Here is a 22,373-nt window from a genome sequence, read left to right on the forward strand (position 1 = left end):
CCCCCGTCGCGTGGTGAGGGGTATGGACCCCGAGGAGGACCGATGACGACCCTGCGCGAACGGCTGACCGACCTGGCCGACGAGGCGCCGTACCCCCCGGACGCTCCGGACCTGTGGGACCGCGGCCGGCGCTACGGCCGGCGCCGGCGTGCCGGTGCCGCCGCGGTGGCCCTGGCCGTGGTCGTGACGATCGCGTCCGGCGTGCTGAGCCTGGCGCCGTGGCAGGAGGTGTCGGTCCAGCCCGCCTCGGCCGAGAGCGAGCTCCGGTTGCCCGACCGGGTCTACCGCCCCAGCCCGTGGACGCCGGGGACCGACGACACGGGACCGGCCGGACCGCTGGTGGCCGTGGTCGAGACCGAGCGCGCGTCGTGGACGGGCTACGGCAGCGGCCTGGCGGGCGTCACGCCCGAGGGCGACTACGTCTTTCTCGACCTCGACGACCAGACCGGCGACGCCGTCGGGCTCAGCCCCGACGGGCGGCACCTGGCGTACTGGTACACCGACCCCGGCCGGCCCGAGCTCTCCGCCGACGGCTCGGGCGAGCCGGCCGCCGCCGGGGTCGCGGTGCTGGACACGGTGACCGGGGAGACCGTGCGTGAGCCCCTGGGGGGCGAATGGGGGGTGTCGACCTCGATCCTGATCTGGGCGGGCAGCCTGCTGTGGGTCCCGGAGTGGCAGAGCGACGAGCCGGAGCGGGACGAGGACGGCGGCGGCATCGGCGGCGTCAGCGTGCTGCGCCGGGTCACCGCGTGGGACCTGGCGACGGGTGCGAAGGTGGACCACGAGTCGAAGACCTTCCTGGCCATGCTGCCGGGGGCGACGGCCTCGGGGGACCGGCTGGTCGTGTCGCGGGGCGGCCGGGTCCACCTAGTGGGTCCGGACGGCCGACGCGAACGGGTCGCTCGGCTGAGCGGGCAGCAGGCGGGCACGGCGGCGATCGACCCGACCGGCACCTGGCTGGCCGATCTCGGCGACACCGACCCCCTCGGGGACGGGAACGACGACGCGGGACCGATCCGGGTCGCTCGGCTGCCGGCTGGCCACGATGGAGTGCTGACGCCCACCACGCTCGACGGGCCGATGGTCAGGGGGCTCATCGGATGGCGCAGCGGGCACGAGCTGGTCGCCCGGCGCGTGGTCTCGGGCGCGACCGCCTACGAGGCCGTGGATGTGGAGACCGGTTCCCGCTCCACCCTGCTCACACTGGACGAGGACCTGGGATCGAGCCAGGTGCACCTCGCCGCGGACGCGCTGGCCGCGCCGCTCTTCGACGCACCGGCGCCGCCGTCCCGGCACGACCCGCGGGTCGTGCTGGTGGCCGGGCTCGGTGCCGCTGCCGCTCTGGGCGCGCTCGGCCTGCTGCTGTGGAGGCGCCGTGTTCGCGCCTGACCGGTCCGGCTTCGAGGAGTACGTCGCCGCCCGCCGCGGGGCCCTGCTGCGGACGGCGTACCTCCTGACCGGGAAGCACGAGGACGCCGAGGACCTGGTGCAGGTGGCGCTGGTGAAGGCGGTGCCGAGGTGGCGCCGGATCGCCGACGATCCGGAGCCGTACATCCGCAAGATCCTCGTCCACGAGAACGTCAGCCGCTGGCGCTCCCGGCGCTGGCGCGAGCAGACCGCGGAGGTGCTGCCCGAGGCGCCGAGCGCGGGGCCCGATCTGGACGATCGCGAGGTGCTCCGAGCGGCACTGCTGCGGCTCGCGCCGCGGCAGCGGGCCGTGGTCGTGCTGCGCTACTACGACGACCTCACCGAGCGGCAGACCGCCGAGGTGCTGGGCATCGGGGTCGGCACCGTGAAGTCGCAGGCCCGCGACGCCCTCGCCCGGCTGCGGACGCTGGTGCCGGGCGTCGGCGAGGTGCTGGCTACCGTGGAGCCATGATCGTGGCCTTCAGCATCAGCCCCTCGACCGCCGACGAGACGGGTGGGGTCTCCGAGGCCGTGGCCGCCGCGGTGCGCGTCGTCCGCGAGTCCGGGCTTCCCAACGAGACCAACGCGATGTTCACCAACATCGAGGGGGAGTGGGACGAGGTGATGGCGGTGGTGAAGCGGGCCGTCGACGCGGTCGCCGCCGTGTCGCCCCGGGTCGGGCTGGTGCTCAAGGCCGACATCCGGCCCGGCTGGGACGGCCAGCTCACCGCGAAGGTCGAGCGCGTCGAACGCGCGCTCGAGGGCTGATGACGGAGCACGAGCCGCCGCCGCTGCCGACGTACCAGCCCTATCCGACGGTCCCGCCCCCGGTCTCGCCGCCGGTGTCGCTGCCGGACGGGGGCGGCGAGGTGCTGTTCCGTTCGCTGGGGGAGACGCCGCCGCCGCGGCGGACCGGCCGGGTGGTGGTCGCCCTGGTCGTGGGCGCAGCCCTGGTCGCGGGCGCGATCGCAGTGCCGGTCTCGCTGCTGGCCGACGAGCCGCCGCCGGACCTGAGCGAGGTCGTCGTGGTCGAGGACCTGCGGACCGACCACCTCGACGACGACATCTCGTACCCGACCACGCCGCCGATCGGTGGCCCGCACGCCGACGTCTGGCTCGACTGCGGGGCGTACGACGTGCCCGTGCGCAACGAGAACGCCGTCCACGACCTCGAGCACGGCAGCGTGTGGATCACCTACCGGTCGGGTCTCTCCGACGACGACGTCGAGGTGCTCGCCGACCTGCTGCCGCAGAACGGCATCCTCTCGCCGTACGACGACCTGCCCGCGCCGGTCGTGGTCACGGTCTGGGGCCGCCAGCTCCGGCTCGACGGTGCGGACGACGAGCGGCTGCCGCTGTTCATCGACGAGTACGCCGGCGGGGTCACCGCACCCGAGCCGGGCGTGACGTGCGCCGGCGGGATCCCGGACCCGACCGGGGGCACTGGCTCGGTCGTCTGAAGGACTCTCAGCCGACGAGCTCGGCCTGGAGCTGGGTCTCGGTGCTGCTGAAGCCCACGCCCTGGTAGAGCCGCATCGCGTGGTAGTCCGGGTCGGCGACGATCACCAGGGTCCGCACGCCCAGCTCGTCGAGCGCGTGCCGGCCGGCGTGGTGGACGAGGGTGCCGGCGAGCCCCCGGCCGCGGCTCTCCGGGTGCGTCTCGACGTTCTGGAACCGGGCCAGCCCGTGGCCGGCCCGGGAGATCCCCAGGCCCGAGAGCATCCGGCCGTCCTCGAACGCGCCGAACCAGGCGCCGCTGCCGTCCGCGGTGAGCCGGCGCTCGGCCTCGGCCTGGCGGCGGGCGAACTCCTCGTACGCCGGTCCGGACTCGTCGGCGTAGCAGGCCATCGTCAGGGCGAACCGCTGCTCCCAGTCGGCGTCGGTCTCCAGCTGCCGGAGCTGCGCGGTGTGGTTGGCGTGCCGGGGGTGGTGCACCTCGTCGGCGGTGAGCACCGTGGAGACGCTGACCCGGAAGCCCCGGTCGGCGAAGACCCTCAGGGTCGACCGGTCGCCGGTCGGGTCGTCCACGCCGAAGGTGCGGTGCGTGACGTCGGGGAGGAGCTCCTCGAACAGGCCGAGCCACCGATCGAGGTCGCGCTGCATCGGGGCGCGCCGCAGGAGCAGGAAGTTGCCCCACCGAAAGGTCGGGTTGTCGGGGGTGCGGACCACGACGTAGGTGCCGTGGTGCTCGACGATGCTGCCGGAGCCCGCGAGCAGCGCCAGGTCGGTGCGCCAGGCGCGGGACAGAAGCTCCATTCCCGAACTATCTAGCATGGCGAGCATGCACTCGGAGACGAAGCGATTTCGAACGGGTAACCGTGAGGTCGTCCTGGACCTCACGCACGACTGCTCGACGTGGGTCGCGGAGCGGGGCGACGGGCTGCTGCACGTCTTCGTGCCGCACGCGACCGCGGGGATCGCGATCCTCGAGACCGGTGCCGGGAGCGACGACGACCTGCTGGCCGCCCTCGCGGACCTGCTCCCCGCCGACGACCGGTGGCGACACCGACACGGCAGCCCCGGCCACGGCCGCTCGCACGTGATGCCGGCGCTGGTGCCGCCGTACGCCACGGTCCCGGTGCTCGACGGCCGGCTCGCGCTCGGCACCTGGCAGAGCATCTGCCTGGTCGACCTCAACGTGGACAACCCCGACCGCGACGTGCGGTTGAGCTTCCTGGCGTCGGCGTGAGCGTGCTCGTGCGGCCCGAGGCCGCGGCGGACCGGGCGGCGGTACGCCGGGTGGTGGCGGAGGCGTTCGGCGACGAGGGCCTGCTGATCGTCGAGCTGCTCGGGGCCCTGGACGCCGCCGGCCGGAGCCGGGTCGGCCTGGTCGCCGAGCTGGACGGGGTCGTGGTCGGGCACGTGCAGCTGAGCCAGTCGTGGGTCGACGCCCGTGAGGCGCTGGTCGAGGTGCTGGTGCTCAGCCCGTTGTCGGTCGCGCCGGCCGCGCAGCGGCGCGGGGTCGGCACGGCGTTGCTGGCCGCGGCCGTGGCTGCCGCGCGCGCCACCGGCGTACCGGCCGTGTTCCTGGAAGGCTCGCCCGACTTCTACGCCGCACGCGGCTGGGAGCGGGGGAGCGCGCACGGCTTCACCCGCCCGTCGGCGCGGATCCCCGACGCCGCCTTCCAGGTGGTGGTGTTCGATTCGCGCGAGCCCTGGATGACCGGACCGCTGGTCTACTGCGACCCGTTCTGGGCCCTGGATGCGGTCGGCCTGCGCGATCCGCTCCTGGCGGAGATCGAACGTACGTTCGATTCCTGAGGTAGCCTGGGGGCCATGTCCGTCGCCCCGCCCGGCTGGCCCGCCGGCGTCCGTCCGCCCGACGCCCCCGACTGGGAGCGCACGGCGGTCGACTGGCTGCTCGACCAGTGCCCACCCGAGTACCGCTCGTACGCCGTCCTGCGCCGGCACGCGCTGGTGCTGGCGAGGTTCGGGGTGCTGCACGTCGAGGCGTGCCAGGCCACCACCCGCCGCGCGCTCAGCGAGGCCCGCGCCGAGCTGCGGGACGTGGTCGGGCTCGAGGTCGTCGAGGCGGCGGTCCAGGCCTGGCTCGCCGAGGACGCGCGGCTGGCCGGCGTACGCCGCTCGGTCGGGCTGGTCGAGCAGGCGCTCCGGGGCCGGCGGTTCGCCGCACGGATGTGAGGACCCGGTGTCGACCAACGCCGAGTCAGCACTACTGGTGCTGACTCGGCACTCCCGGCGGAGCTCCAGTGAACCTCCAGCCGGATCCCAGGACGGGGGGCGAAGGTCGGTCCGACAACATCGGACCCCCAGGAGAATCCCGTGACCAGCATGCTCCACCGCCTCGGCAAGGGCGCCGCGGCGCACCCGTGGCGGACCATCGCCGCGTGGCTGATCGTCGTGGTGGCGGCCGTCGCCACCTCGACCGCCTTCGGCGGCACGTTCCACGACGACTACGACATCCCCGGCGCCGAGGCCCAGGTGGGTGTCGAGCAGGTCCGGGACCACTTCCCGGCGACCGCCGCCGCGGGCAGCAGCGCCCAGGTCGTCGTCCACGACCCCTCCGGCGCCCCGCTCGCCGAGACCGAGCTCGGCGCGCTCTCCGAGCGGCTCCGGGCGATCGAGCACGTCTCCGACGTGAGCGCGCCGCGGATGTCCGAGGACGGCGACACCGCCCTCTACACGGCGACGTACGACGTCCCGGTCACCCACGACGACCTCGTCGAGGAGGGCCTCGACGTCCTCGAGGAGGCCATCGCCCCGCTGCAGGACGCCGGCCTCCGCGCCGAGCTCGGCGGCGAGCTCCCGACCAACGTGCCCGAGCCGCTGGGCGGCGTCGGCGAGCTGATCGGCGTGCTCGTCGCGCTGCTGCTCCTGGTGCTGGTGTTCGGCTCCGTCGTCGGCGCCGGCCTGCCGGTCGCCGTGGCGCTGACGGGCCTCGGCGTCGGCTCCGCGGGCGTCGCCCTGCTGGCCGCCACCATGGACGTCAGCACCTCGGCCCCCACGATCGCCAGCATGGTCGGGCTCGGGGTCGGGATCGACTACGCGCTGCTGCTGGTGAGCCGGCACGTGGAGTTCCTCCGGGACGGTCACTCGGTCACCGAGGCCGCGGGCCGGGCCACGGCGACGGCCGGTCGCAGCGTGCTGTTCGCGTCCGCGACGGTGCTCGTCAGCCTGATGGGCCTGCGCCTGGCCGGGCTGCCGGTCTACTCCTCCTTCGGGTTCGCCACCGGCATCGCCGTGGTCGCCGTGATGGCCGCCGCGCTGACCCTGGTCCCGGCGCTCGCCGGGCTGGCGAAGTACCGGCTGCTCCCGCGTCGCGAGCGCCGCGGCGAGGCGCCCCGGGCCACGACGAAGCCTCCGCTCACGGCTCGCTGGGCCGCGACCGTCGGTCGTCGCCCGCTGCCGTTCGCACTGGCCGCGCTGCTGGTCCTGCTGGCACTCGCGGCGCCGACGCTGGCGATGCGCACCTGGCCGCAGGACGGCTCGAGCAACCCCGCGGACAGCACGACCCGCCAGGCCTACGACCTGGTGGCCGCCGAGTTCGGCCCCGGGGCGAACGGTCACGTCACCGTCGTGGTCGACCGGGCCGAGGTGGGCGACGCCGGGGTCGCCGCCGCCGTCGAGACCGTCCGGGGGACCGACGGCATCGTCGCCGTCACCGACCCGGTCGTCTCCCCGGACGGCGCGCTGGCCGCGTTCGACGCGGAGCCGTCGTTCGGCCCGACCGACGAGCGGACCCCCGGTCTCGTCGAGTCGCTGCGCGAGCAGCTCCCCGACGCCGAGGTGACGGGCCACCTCGCGCTGATGAGCGACGTCACCGTGATGCTCTCCGAGCGGATCTGGCTCGTGATCGCGTTCGTGGTCGGCGTCTCGGTGCTGCTGCTGGCGATGGTGTTCCGCTCGGTCGTGGTCCCGCTGAAGGCGGCGGTGATGAACCTGCTGTCGATCGGGGCGGCGTACGGCGTCCTCACCGCGGCGTTCCAGTGGGGCTGGGCCACCGACCTGCTCGGCCTCGACCACGAGCTGCCGATCTCGAGCTGGGTGCCGATCCTGATGTTCGCGATCCTGTTCGGCCTGTCGATGGACTACGAGGTGTTCCTGCTCTCGCGGATCCGCGAGGACTGGCTGCGCACGGGCGACGCCCGCGGCAGCGTCGAGCGCGGCCTGGCCGCGACCGGCCGGGTCATCTCCTCGGCGGCCGCGATCATGGTCGTGGTCTTCCTCGGGTTCGCGAGCGAGTCCGTCGTCGTGGTCAAGATGCTGGGCTTCGGCATGGCGGTCGCGATCGTGCTGGACGCGACCATCGTCCGGATGGTCCTGGTGCCCGCCACGATGGCGATGCTCGGTCGCTGGAACTGGTGGCTGCCCGGCTGGCTGGACCGCCTGCTCCCGACGATCGAGGCCGAGCCGGCCGACGACGAGAAGCTGTGGGACGAGCTGGACACGCTCGACGAGCAGACCCCGGCGGGTGCGCGATGAGCGCCCCGGTCACCCAGGTGATGCTGCCCGGTCAGGTCGCCGCCCCCGAGGGGCCGGTCGACATGCAGACGATGTACGTCATGCACCACGGCTTCCGTCGCGACCTGCGCCGGTTCGCCGCGGCCGTCGCTGCGACCCCGGTCGCCGAGCGGGCGACCTGGGCGCTGCTGCTGGAGCGGTGGGAGGTGTTCGCCGAGGTGCTGCACCACCACCACAGCGGCGAGGACGCCGGCATCTGGCCGTGGCTGCGTGAGCGCTGCGGCGAGGATCACCTGGCCGTGCTCGACGCCATGGAGGCCGAGCACGGTGAGATCGACCCGCTGCTGGAGGCCTGCGCCACGGGCTTCCGGCGGCTGGCCGAGACCGCGGACGAGGACGCCCGCGCGGCGCTCGCCGTACGCGTGGTCGCCGCCCGCGACAGCCTCGGCCGGCACCTCGCGCACGAGGAGACCGAGGCGATCGCGCTGATCCAGGCGCTGATGACCCAGCAGGAGTGGCAGGAGCTGGACGAGCGGCACTTCAAGGACGACACGCTCACGCTGGGCAAGGTCGTCCGCCTCGTCCCCTGGGCGGCGTACGACGTGCCGCGCGACGTGCTCACCCGGGTGCTGGACGAGGCGGGATTGCCGTTCCGGGTCGTGTGGCTGCTGACCCGGCGCCGGTTCGCGAGGCGCGAGGCGCGGGCGTTCGCCTGGGCCTGACGGCTCAGACCCTCTTCTAGAAGCCCCACCGGTCCCGCTCGCGGCGCAGCCACTGCGCGGCGAGCGGGATCTGCCACGTCTCGCACTGCTCGGCCGCCCGGTCGGCGTGCCGGGTCGCGAGGGCCCGCTCGCCGGTCGACTCGGCCGCCATCGCCAAGAACGCGTCCATCGGGCCCAGCGCGCTGCCGGACCCCGCCGCCAGGGGGCGTCCGGACAGGTGGGCGAGCAGCCCGTAGACCCGGGCGCCCAGGGTCGGGTCACCGACGTACAGGGCGACCTCACCGGCGAGGCCGCGGCCCATCGGCGTGAACCAGGTCTCCTCGGTGAGCGCTCGCTCCACCCCGTCTGCGTGGACGCGGAGGTACTCCCGGGCCTCCTCGACCCGGCCGACCCGGCAGTACATCGAGGCGATGGTGGTCGCGACCGGCAGCCAGGTGCTGCCCTCGATCGATGCGACCGCGGCCAGCAGCTCCTCCTCGCGGCCCTGCCAGAACAGCTGGGTGGTGATCGAGCCGGCGATCGCCTCCTCGGAGCCGGTGATCGAGACCGTCTGCCCGATCCGGACCATGTCGGCGATCATCGCCTCGACCTCGTCGAAGCGGCCCCGCATCGCCAGCCACGGCACGTCGAGGGAGTCCAGGACCAGCTGGGCGTAGAGGTGCCTCGTGCGCTCCGCGGTCGCCCGGGCGAGCCGGGTGGTCTCGGTCATCTCGGCGACCAGTCCGAGCTCGCCCTCGGCGATCGCCTGGACGGTCAGGCCCGCGGCCTCCGACACCGGGTCGCCGAGCTCGCGCGCGAGGCGTACGGCGCCCGCGCCCAGCTCCCGGCGCAGCCCGGCCGTCTCCGCCCGCCACACCGCGATGGCGGCGTGCAGCCGGGCCCAGAGCAGCAGCTCGGGGCTGCCGAGGCGCTCGGCCATCGCGACCGCCTCCTCGGCGAGCGCCTCGCGCTCGGCCGGGGTCGCGCCGTAGTAGCTCTCCCCGGCCAGCGCCAGCATGGTGCGGCAGCGGCGCTCGTCGTCGCCGTCGGGCAGGGCGGCCAGGACCCGGCGCAGCGCGGCGACCAGGACCTGGTCGACCTGGCCGTGCGCCGAGGCCAGCCAGAGCGCCCCGGTGCCGGTCATGATGCCGGCCCCCACCAGCAGGTCGAGGTCGCCGACCTCCTCGGCGGTCTCCAGGGCCTCGTGGGCGACGTCGCGCAGCTCCAGCCAGCGACCGGACGACCGGAGCACGTCGGCGAGGACCACGAGCACCTCGAAGCGCTCCCGGGGGTGCGAGGTCGGGTCCTCGTCCTGGCCCCGCAGCGCGATCTCCAGCATCTCCAGCGCCTCGACGTACGCGTGCACGCTCGCGGCGGCCCGGCCGGCGACCGCGGCGGCGCGCCACGCCTCGGACCGGTGCCGAGGTCCGGCCGCCAGCCAGTGCCGCGCGATCTCCGACTCGCGCCCGCGGCGGTCCAGGAGCGCGGTGGCCGCCCTCGCGTGCACCCGTGCGCGGCGGCTCTGCGGCAGCGTCGCGAGGGCGGTGTCGCGCACCAGGGCGTGGGTGAACCGGAAGCGGTCGACGCCGTCCTCGGTCATCAGGCCTGCCTCGAGCACCGGGTCGAGCCCGTCCAGGACGGCGTCCTCGTCCGTGTCGGTGGTCGTGGCGAGGACCTCGATGTCGAAGACCCGACCGAGCACGCTCGCCTGACGCACCAGTTCCAGGGAGGCCGGGTCCAGCCGGTCGAGCCGGCGCGCGACGACGTCGTGGACGGCGGCCGGCGGGTCCGCCTCGGCGACCAGGGCCCCGAGGTCGCCCCGCTCGCGCGCGAGCCGGGCGTACTCCACCAGGTAGAACGGGTTGCCGTCGGTCCGGCGGGTCAGCGCCTCCGCCTCGCCGGGCGTCGGCTCGGCGGCGGCGACCTCACCGACGATCCGCGCCGCGTCGTGCGAGGCCAGGCCGCGCAGGCGCAGGCGTACGGCGTGCCGCCGCGCGAGCGTCTCCACGACGTCGGCCAGCGGGCCGGTGGGCAGCGGGTGCTCGCGCCAGGTGGTGAGGACCAGCAGCCGGGCGGTCGGAGCGGGCGGGGTCTCGGCCAGCAGCCGGAGCAGCCGCAGGGTCGAGGTGTCGGCCCAGTGCAGGTCGTCGAGGACCAGCAGCAGCGGCTGCTGCACGGCGGCGGCCTGGACCGTGTCGACGATCCGCTGCCAGGCCCGGAAGGCCGCTCCGCCGTCGTTCTCGCCGGTGGCCGTGGGCACCTCGGCGCCGAGGTCGCCGAGCACGCTCACCCAGGGGTAGAGCGCGGGTGCCCCGTCGTCCTGCGAGCAGCGGCCCACGACCACCCGGGCACCGTGGGCAGCGGCGTGCGCCGCGAGCTCGGTGGTGAGCCGGGTCTTCCCGATGCCGGGGTCGCCGGTGAGGGTGGCGTACGAGACGCCCGCTCCGGCCACGGTCCGGTCGAGCAGGTCGGTCAGCGTCCCGAGCTCGGCGTCGCGCCCGACCAGCGGCCAGGGCACGGCCGGCGCCGCGAGGGCCGGGGCGGCCGGGGTCGTCGGAGGCGGGGCCGCCGGGGGTGCCGCGAAGGCGGCCGGCGCGGGGGTGGCGACCGGTGCGGTCTCCTGGTGCAGCACCTGCGCCTGCACGGCCCGCAGCTCCGCGCCCGGCTCCAGGCCGAGCTCGTCGTCGAGCAGGGTGCGGACCTCGCTCAGCACACCGAGCGCGTCGGCCTGGCGCCCGGAGCCGGCCAGGGCGAGCGCCCGCAGCGCCCACAGCCGCTCGCGGAGCGGGTGGTGCCGGGTCAGCGCGTCGAGCTCCGCCGTCAGCGGCGCGTGCCGGCCGAGCAGCAGCCCGATCACGGCCCGGTCCTCCAGGGCCAGCAGCCGCAGCTCCTCCAGCCGGGACCGCTCGGCCGCGACCACCGGCGCGTCGCCGAGGTCGGCGTACGGCGTCGCGCGCCACAGCCCGATCACCTCCGCCAGCGTCGCGTGCCGCTCGAGCAGCGCGTCCTGGTCCAGGGGCGGGGTGCGCGGGTGCTCGGCGAGCAGGGCTACGGCCAGGGGAGCGGTCGCGGTGTGCGCGTCGGTGACCGCCCGCTCGAAGACCGCGGCGTCGAGGCCGTCCGGCGCCAGCCGGAGCGCGTACCCCGGCTGCTCGGTGACCAGCAGGGTGCCGCCGCCGCGGGTCGTGCGGTCCGGCTCCAGCACCCGGCGCAGCCCGGCGACGTACCCCTGCAGCGTCCCCGCCGCGCCGGGCGGGGGAGCACCGTCCCAGACCAGGTCGGTGATGGTGTCGATCGCGACCGCGCGGCCCAGGTGCAGGGCGAGCACGCCCAGCAGCGCGCGCTGCTTGGGACCGCCGAGGGGGACCGTGTCGGAGTCGTCCACGGCGGTGGTGGTGCCGAGGACGCCGATCCGCATGGATCGCAGGATAGGGCGCTCAGGGCACCGTGTCGGCGGATCCGATCCGCCATACCGCCAATCCGTGAAGTCCGATCTCGCCCGCGAGCCGGCGGCGCAGCTCCAGGGAGCGGCCGTCGGACCACCACACGACCGTCCCGTCGGACAACCGGGCCCGCCACTCGCCGGCCCGGGGGACCCAGACCGCGCGAGCGCCGTCCGCGCTGACCAGAGCCCGCGCCTGGGCGACGGTCAGAGTGCGCCCGCTGCCCCGTCGCGGCCACGTGTAGCCGTACCCGCCGACGCCCAGGTCCACCTGCGCGCGCGGGACCTGCGTGAGCAGCGCCGCCAGCGAGCGGCGCTGCCAACCCAGCGCGCCGATCGGCCCGGGGCCGCTCCAGGCCGGGCCGTGCTGGTCGTAGGCCATCAGCTGGACGACGTCGACGGTCCGGGCCAGTGCGGCGAGCCGGTAGCCGGCCCGGCGGTAGTCCTGCACCGAGGGGCGGGCGGAGACATCGATCGACACGATCCTCTCCGCCGGCATCCGCCGCTGCAGCTCGGCGGCCAGCCGGACCAGGCCCGGACCGTGCGCCGGCCGGAGCGCCTCGAGATCGAGGTTCACGCCGTCCCAGCCACCCGCCGCGACGGCCCGGGCCAGCTGGCGGGCGACCCGGCGCACGTTGGCCCGGCTGCGCAGCAGCCGGCCGGCCGCGCGGGTGTCGAAGTCGCCGAGCCGGTTGCTGTAGTTGCTCAGCAGCAGCTCCGAGCGCAGCCCCTCCCGGCGAGCCTGGCGGCCGAGGCGCACGCTGTCGCCCGGCGGCGGGTCGAGCCGCCTGCCGTCCGAGGTGATCGTCGCGCCGACGACGGTCAGCGTGCTGAGCCCCGGCACGTTCCGCGCCAGCACCCGGCGCGGCAGATCGGGGAGGGCGTACCCGGTCACCGTGAGGCCGTCGACGGGCTCGGGAGCAGATCCGGCGTACGCCGGGAGCGGGGTGGTCGTCAGCGCGGCGACGATCAGGACGGCGGCGGCACGGCGCATGCGGTGCACCCTGCCACGGGGTCGGGGGCGGGGTGCGGCCCGGTCCAGCCTCCCGGTGTGCCGGGGAAGCTGGACGTTCGCGGCATCGCGATGCCCGAGAACGTCAGGGACTGCCCGAGAGGTACGACGGCACGCCCGACGTCATGCGCGGCGCGTCGACCTGCCCCGGCCCGGGGACGCCGCCCGCTACGGTGGCGCGATGACCTTCACCGTGATCCCCGTCCCCGCCGACGGCGCCGAGGACGTCGTGGTCGGCACCAGCGGCCGCGACGAGGGGGCCGTGTTCACCGGGACGGCCGACGGCGGGATCTTCCGGGTCAGCCACGACGGGTCGCGCATCGACCGGGTCGCCCACACCGGGGGCCGGCCGCTCGGCCTGGAGCTCGACCTGGACGGCCGGCTGCTGGTCTGCGACGCGCACCGCGGACTGCTCAAGGTCGACACCGCCAGCGGCGCGGTCGAGGCGGTCACCGACAGCGTGCGCGGGAAGCGGATGGTCTTCTGCAACAACGCGGCCGTCGCCTCCGACGGCACCATCTGGTTCAGCGACTCCTCGACCAGGTTCGGCATCGAGAGGTGGAAGGACGACTTCGTCCAGAACACCCGCACCGGCCGGCTGCTGCGCCTGGACCCCGACGGCACCGTCGACGTGGTCATCGACGAGCTGGCCTTCGCCAACGGGGTCGCCCTGAGCCAGGACGAGGACTTCGTGTGCGTGGCCGAGACCGGCGCCCGCACCGTCGTACGCCGGTGGCTGACCGGGGACCGGGCCGGGATGCGCGACCTGCTCTGCCAGGATCTGCCGGGCTACCCCGACAACATCTCCCGCGGCAGCGACGGCCTGATCTGGGTCACGATCGCCAGCCCGAGGGACCCGGTCGTGGAGCGCCTGCAGACCGCCCCGATGCCGGTGCGCCGGGCGGTCACCAGGATCCCCGAGCGGTTCCAGCCGAAGCCGAAGCGCACCGTCCGCGTCCAGGCGTACGACGACCGCGGCACGCTCGTGCACGACCACGACGTCGACACCGCCGACTACCACATGGTCACCGGAGTGCGGGAGCACGACGGCCGGGTCTGGATGGGCAGCCTGCACGAGCCCGCAATCGCCGTGCTTCAGCCCTAGGGTCGTAAAGTGACGTCCATGGGTCTTCTCGAGTCGATCACGAGCCCGCGCGATCTCCGCGGTCTCACCGACGACCAGCTGAGTGCCCTCGCCAGCGAGATCCGCGACCTGTTGGTGGGCACCTGCTCGCGCACCGGCGGGCACCTCGGCCCCAACCTCGGTGTGGTCGAGCTGACGCTGGCGATCCACCGCACGTTCGACTCCCCGCGCGACCGGGTCGTCTTCGACACCGGCCACCAGTCCTACGTCCACAAGCTGCTCACCGGTCGGGCCGGCGACTTCGGCACCCTGCGCAGCGAGGGCGGCCTGAGCGGCTACCCGAGCCAGGTCGAGTCCGAGCACGACATCGTCGAGAACTCCCACGCCTCCGCGTCGCTGAGCTACGCCGACGGCATCGCCAAGGCCTACGCCATCCGCGGCGAGGACCGGCACACGATCGCCGTGATCGGCGACGGCGCGCTCACCGGCGGGATGGCCTGGGAGGCGCTGAACAACATCGCGATCGCTAAGGACAGCAAGCTCGTCATCGTCGTCAACGACAACGGCCGCTCCTACACCCCGACGATCGGCGGCCTGGCCACCGCGCTCACCTCGTTGCGCACCAACCCCCGCTACGAGCAGCTCCTCGACCTGGTCAAGAAGCGGCTGAACGCCGTCCCCGGCGTCGGCCCGGCGGCGTACGACGCCCTGCACGCCATGAAGAAGGGCCTCAAGGACGCGCTGGCGCCGCAGGGCCTCTTCGAGGACCTCGGCCTGAAGTACGTCGGCCCCGTCGACGGCCACGACCTGCCCGCGATGGAGCAGGTGCTGGCGCAGGCCAAGCGGTTCGGCGGCCCGGTGATCGTGCACGCGATCACCCGCAAGGGTTTCGGGTACGACGCCGCGGAGCGGCACGAGGCAGACCAGTTCCACAGCCCGCAGCCCTTCGACGTCGAGACCGGCGAGGAGAAGGCCCGCGGGCGGATCTGGACCGACGTCTTCGCCGACGAGATGGTCCACCTCGGCCAGCGGCGACAGGACGTCGTCGCGATCACCGCGGCGATGATGCACCCGGTCGGGCTCGACCACTTCCAGGCGCGGTTCCCGAAGCGCACCTTCGACGTCGGCATCGCCGAGCAGCACGCCGCGACCTCCGCCGCCGGGCTCGCGATGGGCGGCCTGCACCCGGTGGTGGCGGTCTACGCGACCTTCCTCAACCGGGCCTTCGACCAGGTGCTGATGGACGTCGCGCTGCACAAGTGCGGCGTGACCTTCGTGCTCGACCGCGCGGGCGTCACGGGTGACGACGGCGCGAGCCACAACGGCATGTGGGACCTGTCGTTCCTCCAGATGGTGCCGGGCCTGCGGCTCGCCGCGCCCCGCGACGCCACCCGGCTGCGCGAGCTGCTCAACGAGGCCGTCGAGGTCGACGACGCACCGACCGTGGTCCGGTTCCCGAAGGGTCCGCCGCCGGCCGACATCCCGGCGGTCGGCCGCGCCGGCGGGGCCGACGTACTGGTCCGCAAGGGCACCAAGGACGTCCTGGTCGTGGCCGTCGGGTCGATGAACGAGGTCGCCGTCGACGTCGCCGACCGGCTGGTCGCGCAGGGCATCGGCGTGACGGTCGTCGACCCGCGGTGGGTCAAGCCGGTCGACCCGGCGATCGTCGAGCTGGCCCGCGAGCACCGGCTGGTCGTCAGCATCGAGGACAACGGCCGGGTCGGTGGCTGCGGCGCCGTACTCCTGCAGACCCTCAACGACGCCGGCGTCACCACGCCGTTCCGGCTGCACGGCATCCCGCAGGAGTTTTTGGGCCACGCGAAGCGGGCCGCGATCCTCGAGCGGATCGGCCTGACGCCGCAGGCCCTCGCGCGCGGCATCGTCGAGGACATGACCTCGATGGCCGAGGATCGTTCTCCCGTCGATGCCGTTCGCCCGGTCTGACCTCTGCGTTCGCGCCGCGCTGGCCGCGGCGCTGGCGGTCGCGTCCGCGGCCTGCACCGCGAGCTCCGACGACGCCGAGCCGGCCCCGTCGAGCAGCACGTCGTACGCCGCCGCTCCCGACGTGGTCGCCGGCGTCCAGCAGGCGCTGCACCGCCGCGCCCGCTCGGTCCTCGCCAGCGACGCGGCGGCCTTCGACCGCGGCGTCCGGGGCACCGGGGAGTTCCGCGAGCAGCAGCGCACCTGGTTCGCCAACCTGCGTCAGCTGCCCGTCGGGGAGCTGAGCTACACCGCCGACCCGGCGGCGCTGGTGCGTGAGGGCGACGACTACTGGGTGGTGGTCGAGGAGCACCTGCTGCTGGCCGGGTACGACGCCGTCCCCGTCGTCACCCGCGACCGCTACCGGTTCCGCTCCAGCGCGCGGCGGCCCGGCCGGATGGTCCTCACCTCGGTGACCGACCCGGCCTGGGAGCAGCAGAACGACGTCCGTCCGCAGCCGTGGGACCTCGGTCCGGTCGAGGTGCGCGGTGGTGCCGGCGTGCTCGGGGTGTTCGACGCCCGCAGCGTGCCCGCCGCCGGTCCGCTGCTGCGCTCGGTCGAGCGCGGGATCGACGCGGTCGCGGCGGAGGTGCCCTACGACTGGTCCCGCTCGGTCGTCGTCTACGCGCTCTCGGACCCGGCCTACCTCGGGGTCATCGACGACGTGCCCGGCGGGGACCCCGACGACCTCGACGGGGTGGCCTTCCCGGTGCCGGCCTCGCCGGGCGACGAGACGCTGGCCGCGACCCGGTTCGCCCTGCACCCCCGGATGCTCGATCGCGCCGGTGCCGCCCGCGACCGGCTGGTGCGGCACGAGCTCACCCACGTCGCGCTGGGGCCGCGGGACGACCACGCGCCGGTGTGGCTGAGCGAGGGGCTCGCCGAGTACGTCTCCGCCCAGGCGATGGACCCCGCCGAGCGCCGGGTCCCCGAGCGGGCGATCCGGGCCGCGGAGGCGGGCTTCGACGCGCTGCCGGACGACGGGGCGTTCACCGGCGAGGGGACGGCCGCCAGCTACGCACTCGCCTGGTGGGCGTGCGAGTACCTCGTCCGCAGCTTCGACGAGTCCGTGCTGTGGAGCCTGCTCGACGAGGTCGGCTCCGGGGAGGTCGACCCGGACCGGCTGCTGCTCGACTGGCTCGAGGTGCGGCCGGCCCGCCTGGCCCGCCGGGCCGGCGAGCTGATCGTCGCCGAGTACGGCGAGCCGGTGCCGCCCGCCGTACCGCCCTCCCTGTCGCCGCCGCCGGTGGTGACTCCGGTGCCTCCGGAGGCGACCCCGACCCAGACGCCGTCCGCCCCCGAGGTCAGCCCGGCACGCTGAGCTGCCGGGCGTGCGCGAGCGCCCACTCCAGCGCGGTGTCGGCGACCTGCTCCCACCCGGGCTCCGCGCACGTCCAGTGCGACCGGCCCTCCAGCTCGATGTACTCCGCCGGCACCTCGGACTTGGCGTACTTCTTGGCGTTCGACCGGTTCACCGCCGGCGGCATGATGTGGTCGGCGGTGCCGCTGATGAACAGCAGCGGCGCCCGGTCGGGGTTTCGGTAGTCGACCCAGGTCTCCTGGTGACCGGGCTTGAAGTTGGCGATCAGTCCGTAGTCCCAGACCCAGCGTCCCGGTGCGGCGATGGCGTAGCGGTCGTACGCCGCCTTCGCGGCCTCCTCGTCGAGGGTGTTGGTGAAGGCGTAGTGGAACTGCTTCTCGGTGAACCCCGCAGCCTGGTGCCGCTTCGCCGGGTTGTTCAGCGCCGGCCATAGCGCCTTCAGCTGGGACGGCGGGTTGGTGCGCACCCCCTCGGTCGGGGCCGAGTTGATCGCGACGCCGGCCGCGCCGAGCCCGCGGTGCAGCAGCATCTGGGTGAGCGCACCGCCGAACGAGTGGCCCATGATGATCGGCGCCTTCGGGACCGACCGGACGACGTCGGCGAGGTGATCGATGGTCGCGGTGATGTCGCACTCGGCGATGATGGACGGATCGGCGCGCAGCGCCTCGACCTCGACCTCGAAGCCGGGGTACGCAGGGGTCAGGACCGTGTAGCCCCGGGCCTCGTAGTGGGTGACCCAGTGCTCCCAGCTGCGGGGCGTGACCCACAGTCCGTGGACGAGCACGATCGTGTCCGGGGCAGGGCTCTGCTCGGCGTCCATGGTCGATCTCCTTCAGTGGGCCTCGATGGGGGAGTCCCGACGCTAGAGCGGCGGCGCGGGCGCCGAACGGCCCTCAGTGCCGGCTCAGCGGCCCTGGGTGCCGCGCGGGCCGCCGCCGGAAGATCCCCCGAGCGGGTCATGCGCCGGCACCACCGGTCGTCGTACCGTCTGAGGGCCCCAGTCCTCTCCCGCCAGGTGGTCCGGATGCCGGTGCTGCTCGACACCGCCGAGCTGGACGTGCGCGAGCGCGCCGAGGCGTTCCGCACGACGATGCTGGTGATGACCGGCTCGACCCGGGTCGACCTGGAGCACGAGGAGCAGGGCACGGCCGCGCGGATGGAGCTGACGCCCGTCGGACCGGTCCAGCTGTTCAGCACCTGGAGCACCGGGGTGGGGATGACCCGCGGCTCGCGAGCCGCCCGTCAGGACTTCCCGGAGTACGTCGCGGTCGCCGTGCACGAGCAGGGCACCGGGAGGTACGACGCGGGCCCGTTGCAGCGGCGGGTCTTCCCCGGCGAGCTGATGGTCGTCGACCTGACCCGGCCGTACTCCTTCGCCTGGAGCGGGATCGGCTCGTCGAGCTCGATGCAGGTCTCGACGGCCGACCTGGGACTGTCGCCCGAGGTGATCGCCCGGGCCTCGACCCGGCTCCCGAGCAGCCCGCTCTACGGCACCCTGGTCCACCACCTGCGCGACCTGAGCAGGCACGCGGAGACGATCGGCTCCTCGCCGGCCGCGGTCGACGCGGGGATCGCGAGCCTGCACCTGCTGCGCGCGCTGCTCGCGGGCGCGGCCGCCGGCGGCCGGGCACCGGTCGAGGTCACCGAGACCACGCTGGCCGACCAGGTGCGGGCCTACGTCGCCCAGCACCTGCGCGACCCCGACCTGGGCGCCGACCGGGTCGCCGCGGCGCTGGCGGTGTCGCGCCGCCAGCTCTTCCGGGCCTGCCAGGCGGCCGGGTTCAGCCTGGAGCAGTACGTCATCGAGCGGCGCCTGGAGGGCGCCCGCGCCGAGCTCGCCCACTCCCGGCGCGGGGTCGCCCGGGTGGCGCACGGGTGGGGCTTCAAGGACGCGACGCACTTCGCGCGCCGCTTCCGCACGGCCTACGGCCTGCTGCCCGGGGAGTGGCAGCAGGCCGTCGGCGTACGGGACGGGCCGGGGTGATCGCGATGCGCTCAGCCCTCCTTGCGGGCGACCAGCTGGCCGAGGACGACGTACCCGACCAGCAGGTGCAGCGGGGCGACGACCTGGGCGACGTCCTGGCCGAAGATCCCCAGCGTCGGGATCACCACGACGGCCCAGCTCTCGGCGACCATCGGCCAGAACCGGGAGGCGCCGCGCCAGCGGCCGGCGATCGCGATCCGGATGCCGATGAAGAACATCCCGAGCATCGACAGCGGCCAGAACAGGTCGAGCAGCAGCCACGGGGTCTGGTCCAGGTCGCTGACGCCGGTGCCGTCGGCGATCGTGGAGCCGATGGCCAGCACGACCAGGACGGACTCGAAGCGGACGAAGAAGCGGGCCAGCCGGCCGGTGCCGAGCGCCTGGGTGCGGAAGAGCACCGTCAGCAGGCACAGCAGGCCGACCTGGAACAGGCCGGAGCCGAAGGCGAAGGCGACGACGTCGGCGCCGGTCTCGCCGGGGTCGGTGCCGCCGAAGGCCATGGCGGCGGCCCAGGCGAGCGCGCCGACCGAGAGCACGGTGCCCTGGACGGCGTACGGCCGGCGGGTCGCCGAGCCGGATCGGGTGGAGGTGGGCCGCACGTCGGTGCGGGCGGGGGTGGTGGTGTCGGTGTAGTTCGTCATGGCAGCAACCCTCGGCGGGACGGCGACCCGGGCGGCAGGGAGCACGGTCCCGTCCCCGGTCCCCGCGATTGTCCCGGTCGGAGCGGGACAACGATCCCGGGACGACGGGACGGATGTCGCTCGATACTGGGCGGGTGAACCCCGCCCGACCAGGATGGAGCGCTGCTCCGGTGGCGTACGTCGTCGCCGTGCTCGCGCTGCTCCCGGTCGCGCTGTGCCTGCCCCTGGACCTCGTCAACGAGCCCGCCGACCGGGCCCGGGCCCTGATGGGGTGGGGCACCTTCTCCGCCCTGGTCGGGGCGGTCGGCGCCGGCACGGCCGTCCCCGTCCTGGCCCGCCACCCGCGGCATCCGGTGGCCTGGGTGATCGCCCTGACCGGGCTGCTGTGGGCCTTCGATGGGCTCGCCGAGTCGTGGTCGGCGTACGGGATGGCGCACACGCCGTACCTGCCGCTGAGCGGGTTCGCCGTCTGGGTGGTCGCCCAGCTGGGGTCGTTCCTGATGGTCGGGCTGCCGCTGGTGCTGGTGCTCTACCCGACCGGCCGGCTGGTGCCGGGCCGGTGGCGCCCGGTCAGCCTCGGCGTCGTCGCGATGGCCTGCGCGATGCCGGTGCTGCTGATCTTCGCACCGGTGGACGCCCTGGAGGGCGACGGCTTCCCGATGCCCCTGGACACGGGGATGCCGCAGCTGCCGATCGACGGCGACGTCTACATCGTCCTGCTGACCGTCGCCCGCACCCTGACCCTGCTGTCCATCCCGGTCGCCGTGGCGGTGCTCTTCGCCCGTCAGCGCCGCGCCTCGGGCCGGGAGCGGCTGCAGCTGCGCTGGCTGCTGTGGGCCGCGATGACCTGCCTGGTCGTCTTCGCGATCGCGATCGTGCTGCACAACGGCTGGATCGTGACCATCGCCCTGGTGGTCGCGTTCGCGGTGACGGGCGCCTCGATCGCCATCGGCATCCTCGACCCGGAGCGCTGGGACGTGGACGCGCTGCTCGCCGCCACGGTCGTGTGGTCCGCGGTCGCCGGGATCGTGATCGTGCTCGACCTGGCCCTGCTCGCGCTGCTCGACGGCGTGCTGGGGGAGCGGCTCTCCGAGAAGGACGCCACGCTGCTGGTGCTGCTCCTCGCGGTCACGATCTACGGGCCGCTGCGCACCTGGGCCGGCGCCGTCGTACGACGCGTGCTCGTCGGGCGCCGCGGCGACCGCTACGCCGTGGTGACCGAGCTCGCCGCCCGCCTCGAGGAGTACGGCGACGTACGCCGCCAGCTGCCGGCGCTCGCCGCCGAGCTCGCGGAGGCGTTCAAGCTGGGCTTCGTGCGGGTCGAGGTGTTCCGGCACGGCGGCGGCACCATCGAGGCCACGCACGGCACGGCGCCCGGCGAGACCCGCGAGGTGCCGATCCGCTACGGAGCCGATGAGGTCGGGCTGCTGGAGCTGCCCGCGCGCGGCGTCCGCTCGATGCTCTCCAAGCGCGACCAGGCGCTGCTCTTCGACGTAGTGCGGCAGGCGGCGATGGCGGTCCGCAGCAGCCGGCTGGCCGAGGACCTGCAGGCCTCCCGCGAGCAGCTCGTGCTGGCCCGCGAGGAGGACCGGCGACGGATCCGCCGCGACCTGCACGACGGGCTGGGTCCGGCGCTGGGCGGCGTGGCGATGCGCCTGGACGCCGCCGGCAACGCCCTGGACCGCGACCCGGAGACCAGCCGCCGGCTGCTGGCCCAGTCGCGGCAGGAGATCACCGACGCGCTCGCCGACGTACGACGGCTCGTGCACGGGCTGCGCCCGCCGGCACTCGACGACCTGGGCCTGCTCGCCGCGCTGCGCCAGCAGGCGGAGCGGCTGAGCTCGAGCGCACTGACCGCGGCCGTCGAGGCCGAGGACCTGCCGCCGCTACCCGCTGCCGTCGAGGTGGCGGCCTACCGGATCGCCTCGGAGGCGCTCGCCAACACCGCCCGGCACGCGGGCGCCGGGCGCGCCGTCGTCCGGCTGGCGGTGGTGCCGGGCGCCCTGCTCGTCGAGGTCACCGACGACGGCACCGGGATCGCGCCCGAGGTCACGGCGGGGGTGGGCCTGCGCTCCATCCGCGAGCGGGCCGACGAGCTCGGGGGTCGCACGGAGATCACCTGTCCGCCCGGGGGCGGCACCCGGGTGCGCGCCTGGCTGCCGCTGAGCCTGGTGGTCGAGGAGACCAGGATCGAGGAGATGGCATGAGCGAGACGAGCGGGCCCGTTCGGGTGCTGATCGCCGACGACCACCCGGTCTTCCGCGACGGGCTGGCCTCGCTGCTGGGCACCCAGCCGTCGGTGACGGTGGTCGGCACCGCGGCCGACGGCGCGGAGGCGGTGACCCTCGCGGTCGAGCACCGCCCGGACGTGGTCGTGATGGACCTGCAGATGCCCCAGATGAACGGCATCGAGGCGACCCGGCGGCTCGGTACGGAGCTGCCGGAGACCCGGGTCCTGGTGTTCACGATGGGCGAGGAGGACGGCACCGTGCTGGCCGCGATGCGGGCCGGTGCCCGGGGTTACCTCGTCAAGGGCGCCAGCCAGGACGAGGTGGCCCGGGCCATCTCGACGGTGCACGCGGGCGGCCTCGTGTTCGGGGCCTCCCTGGCGGCCCGGATCTCCGATCTGCTCTCGGGATCGTCGACCCCGGACCGCTCGGCGTTCCCGCAGTTGACCGAGCGGGAGCTGGAGATCCTCGACCTGATCGCGGCGGGCCGCAACAACGCCCAGATCGCCGCCGAGCTCTACCTCGCGCCGAAGACGGTGCGCAACAACGTCTCGAACATCCTCGCGAAGCTGCAGGCCACCGACCGGGCCGACGTGATCATCCGCGCCCGGGAGGCCGGCCTCGGCGGCGCCTGACGGCCGGCCCGACCCG

The 22,373-nt window shown here is 74.5% G+C and carries 20 protein-coding genes; 15 read left to right on the forward strand and 5 right to left on the reverse strand.

The window, feature by feature from the left end; all coding sequences use genetic code 11:
* Positions 1-42 precede the first annotated feature (42 nt).
* Genes MUB56_RS14400 through MUB56_RS14415 form a run of 4 tightly spaced genes read left to right on the forward strand, consistent with a single transcriptional unit; the run spans position 43 to position 2,867 of the window.
* Positions 43-1,389 carry a hypothetical protein gene (locus MUB56_RS14400; protein ID WP_244927709.1) on the forward strand — a complete coding sequence of 449 codons (1,347 nt, stop codon included), beginning with the start codon at positions 43-45 and terminating at the stop codon, positions 1,387-1,389.
* Entirely contained in the window at positions 1,376-1,879 is a 504-nt protein-coding gene (locus MUB56_RS14405; RefSeq protein WP_244927710.1) for a SigE family RNA polymerase sigma factor, read from the forward strand. Before MUB56_RS14400 ends, MUB56_RS14405 begins: the two co-directional genes overlap by 14 nt.
* A complete protein-coding gene (locus MUB56_RS14410; RefSeq protein WP_244927711.1) occupies positions 1,876-2,175 on the forward strand; it encodes a thiamine-binding protein in 300 nt (99 codons plus the stop codon). Before MUB56_RS14405 ends, MUB56_RS14410 begins: the two co-directional genes overlap by 4 nt.
* Entirely contained in the window at positions 2,175-2,867 is a 693-nt protein-coding gene (locus MUB56_RS14415; RefSeq protein ID WP_244927712.1) for a DUF3105 domain-containing protein, read from the forward strand. Before MUB56_RS14410 ends, MUB56_RS14415 begins: the two co-directional genes overlap by 1 nt.
* 7 nt (positions 2,868-2,874) lie before the next feature.
* Here the strand turns inward: MUB56_RS14415 and MUB56_RS14420 are convergent, their stop codons facing one another.
* A complete protein-coding gene (locus MUB56_RS14420; RefSeq protein ID WP_244927713.1) occupies positions 2,875-3,663 on the reverse strand; it encodes a GNAT family N-acetyltransferase in 789 nt (262 codons plus the stop codon).
* A gap of 25 nt (positions 3,664-3,688) precedes the next feature.
* Here MUB56_RS14420 and MUB56_RS14425 point away from each other — a divergent pair, with 25 nt between their 5' ends.
* The 5 genes from MUB56_RS14425 to MUB56_RS14445 all read left to right on the forward strand — a co-directional run bounded on the left by MUB56_RS14425 (position 3,689) and on the right by MUB56_RS14445 (position 8,051).
* The gene (locus MUB56_RS14425) at positions 3,689-4,096 is read left to right on the forward strand and encodes a secondary thiamine-phosphate synthase enzyme YjbQ (protein ID WP_244927714.1); all 408 of its coding nucleotides are present in this window, start codon (positions 3,689-3,691) and stop codon (positions 4,094-4,096) included.
* The gene (locus MUB56_RS14430) at positions 4,093-4,668 is read left to right on the forward strand and encodes a GNAT family N-acetyltransferase (RefSeq protein ID WP_244927715.1); all 576 of its coding nucleotides are present in this window, start codon (positions 4,093-4,095) and stop codon (positions 4,666-4,668) included. Before MUB56_RS14425 ends, MUB56_RS14430 begins: the two co-directional genes overlap by 4 nt.
* A 15-nt stretch (positions 4,669-4,683) precedes the next feature.
* On the forward strand, positions 4,684-5,049 hold the full coding sequence (locus MUB56_RS14435; RefSeq protein ID WP_244927716.1) for a hypothetical protein: 366 nt from the start codon (positions 4,684-4,686) through the stop codon (positions 5,047-5,049).
* Positions 5,050-5,199: 150 nt separating this feature from the next.
* On the forward strand, positions 5,200-7,350 hold the full coding sequence (locus MUB56_RS14440) for an MMPL family transporter (protein ID WP_244932413.1): 2,151 nt from the start codon (positions 5,200-5,202) through the stop codon (positions 7,348-7,350).
* Positions 7,347-8,051: a hemerythrin domain-containing protein gene (locus MUB56_RS14445; protein WP_244927717.1), complete on the forward strand. Its 705-nt coding sequence runs from the start codon at positions 7,347-7,349 to the stop codon at positions 8,049-8,051. Before MUB56_RS14440 ends, MUB56_RS14445 begins: the two co-directional genes overlap by 4 nt.
* 16 nt (positions 8,052-8,067) lie before the next feature.
* On the opposite strand, the gene MUB56_RS14450 is transcribed toward MUB56_RS14445, so the two are convergent.
* Positions 8,068-11,448, reverse strand: coding sequence for a BTAD domain-containing putative transcriptional regulator (locus MUB56_RS14450; protein ID WP_244927718.1), 3,381 nt, complete (start codon positions 11,446-11,448; stop codon positions 8,068-8,070).
* 19 nt (positions 11,449-11,467) lie between these two features.
* Positions 11,468-12,466, reverse strand: a complete 999-nt coding sequence (locus MUB56_RS14455) for a glycosyl hydrolase family 18 protein (protein WP_244927719.1) — start codon at positions 12,464-12,466, stop codon at positions 11,468-11,470.
* A gap of 199 nt (positions 12,467-12,665) precedes the next feature.
* On the opposite strand from MUB56_RS14455, the gene MUB56_RS14460 reads away from it, so the two are divergent.
* Genes MUB56_RS14460 through MUB56_RS14470 form a run of 3 tightly spaced genes read left to right on the forward strand, consistent with a single transcriptional unit; the run spans position 12,666 to position 16,869 of the window.
* Positions 12,666-13,589, forward strand: coding sequence for an SMP-30/gluconolactonase/LRE family protein (locus tag MUB56_RS14460; RefSeq protein WP_244927720.1), 924 nt, complete (start codon positions 12,666-12,668; stop codon positions 13,587-13,589).
* 18 nt (positions 13,590-13,607) lie between these two features.
* Complete coding sequence (gene dxs, locus MUB56_RS14465; RefSeq protein ID WP_244927721.1) at positions 13,608-15,512, forward strand: 1-deoxy-D-xylulose-5-phosphate synthase; 1,905 nt, start codon at positions 13,608-13,610, stop codon at positions 15,510-15,512.
* Positions 15,493-16,869, forward strand: a complete 1,377-nt coding sequence (locus MUB56_RS14470; RefSeq protein WP_244927722.1) for a DUF1570 domain-containing protein — start codon at positions 15,493-15,495, stop codon at positions 16,867-16,869. Before dxs ends, MUB56_RS14470 begins: the two co-directional genes overlap by 20 nt.
* On the opposite strand, the gene MUB56_RS14475 is transcribed toward MUB56_RS14470, so the two are convergent.
* Complete coding sequence (locus MUB56_RS14475) at positions 16,853-17,689, reverse strand: alpha/beta hydrolase (RefSeq protein WP_244927723.1); 837 nt, start codon at positions 17,687-17,689, stop codon at positions 16,853-16,855. The genes MUB56_RS14470 and MUB56_RS14475 overlap by 17 nt on opposite strands.
* A gap of 204 nt (positions 17,690-17,893) precedes the next feature.
* On the opposite strand from MUB56_RS14475, the gene MUB56_RS14480 reads away from it, so the two are divergent.
* A complete protein-coding gene (locus MUB56_RS14480) occupies positions 17,894-18,853 on the forward strand; it encodes an AraC family transcriptional regulator (RefSeq protein WP_244927724.1) in 960 nt (319 codons plus the stop codon).
* A gap of 11 nt (positions 18,854-18,864) precedes the next feature.
* On the opposite strand, the gene MUB56_RS14485 is transcribed toward MUB56_RS14480, so the two are convergent.
* Positions 18,865-19,494: a hypothetical protein gene (locus tag MUB56_RS14485; protein WP_244927725.1), complete on the reverse strand. Its 630-nt coding sequence runs from the start codon at positions 19,492-19,494 to the stop codon at positions 18,865-18,867.
* 134 nt (positions 19,495-19,628) lie between these two features.
* Between MUB56_RS14485 and MUB56_RS14490 the strand changes: the two genes are divergently transcribed.
* Positions 19,629-21,701, forward strand: a complete 2,073-nt coding sequence (locus tag MUB56_RS14490) for a histidine kinase (RefSeq protein ID WP_244927726.1) — start codon at positions 19,629-19,631, stop codon at positions 21,699-21,701.
* A complete protein-coding gene (locus tag MUB56_RS14495; RefSeq protein WP_244927727.1) occupies positions 21,698-22,357 on the forward strand; it encodes a response regulator transcription factor in 660 nt (219 codons plus the stop codon). Before MUB56_RS14490 ends, MUB56_RS14495 begins: the two co-directional genes overlap by 4 nt.
* Positions 22,358-22,373 lie beyond the last annotated feature (16 nt).

Source organism: Nocardioides sp. W7 (genome assembly GCF_022919075.1).
In the GTDB taxonomy this organism is placed as follows: Bacteria; Actinomycetota; Actinomycetes; order Propionibacteriales; family Nocardioidaceae; genus Nocardioides.

Bases quoted from the DNA above. Each gene is read 5' to 3' on its own strand.
- MUB56_RS14470 (WP_244927722.1), top strand. From the start codon at position 15,493: ATGCCGTTCGCCCGGTCTGACCTCTGCGTTCGCGCCGCGCTGGCCGCG.
- MUB56_RS14475 (WP_244927723.1), bottom strand. From the start codon at position 17,689: ATGGACGCCGAGCAGAGCCCTGCCCCGGACACGATCGTGCTCGTCCAC.
- MUB56_RS14415 (WP_244927712.1), top strand. From the start codon at position 2,175: ATGACGGAGCACGAGCCGCCGCCGCTGCCGACGTACCAGCCCTATCCG.
- MUB56_RS14450 (WP_244927718.1), bottom strand. From the start codon at position 11,448: ATGCGGATCGGCGTCCTCGGCACCACCACCGCCGTGGACGACTCCGAC.
- dxs (WP_244927721.1), top strand. From the start codon at position 13,608: ATGGGTCTTCTCGAGTCGATCACGAGCCCGCGCGATCTCCGCGGTCTC.
- MUB56_RS14455 (WP_244927719.1), bottom strand. From the start codon at position 12,466: ATGCGCCGTGCCGCCGCCGTCCTGATCGTCGCCGCGCTGACGACCACC.
- MUB56_RS14495 (WP_244927727.1), top strand. From the start codon at position 21,698: ATGAGCGAGACGAGCGGGCCCGTTCGGGTGCTGATCGCCGACGACCAC.
- MUB56_RS14485 (WP_244927725.1), bottom strand. From the start codon at position 19,494: ATGACGAACTACACCGACACCACCACCCCCGCCCGCACCGACGTGCGG.
- MUB56_RS14435 (WP_244927716.1), top strand. From the start codon at position 4,684: ATGTCCGTCGCCCCGCCCGGCTGGCCCGCCGGCGTCCGTCCGCCCGAC.
- MUB56_RS14400 (WP_244927709.1), top strand. From the start codon at position 43: ATGACGACCCTGCGCGAACGGCTGACCGACCTGGCCGACGAGGCGCCG.
- MUB56_RS14460 (WP_244927720.1), top strand. From the start codon at position 12,666: ATGACCTTCACCGTGATCCCCGTCCCCGCCGACGGCGCCGAGGACGTC.
- MUB56_RS14445 (WP_244927717.1), top strand. From the start codon at position 7,347: ATGAGCGCCCCGGTCACCCAGGTGATGCTGCCCGGTCAGGTCGCCGCC.
- MUB56_RS14420 (WP_244927713.1), bottom strand. From the start codon at position 3,663: ATGGAGCTTCTGTCCCGCGCCTGGCGCACCGACCTGGCGCTGCTCGCG.
- MUB56_RS14440 (WP_244932413.1), top strand. From the start codon at position 5,200: ATGCTCCACCGCCTCGGCAAGGGCGCCGCGGCGCACCCGTGGCGGACC.
- MUB56_RS14425 (WP_244927714.1), top strand. From the start codon at position 3,689: ATGCACTCGGAGACGAAGCGATTTCGAACGGGTAACCGTGAGGTCGTC.
- MUB56_RS14410 (WP_244927711.1), top strand. From the start codon at position 1,876: ATGATCGTGGCCTTCAGCATCAGCCCCTCGACCGCCGACGAGACGGGT.
- MUB56_RS14480 (WP_244927724.1), top strand. From the start codon at position 17,894: ATGCCGGTGCTGCTCGACACCGCCGAGCTGGACGTGCGCGAGCGCGCC.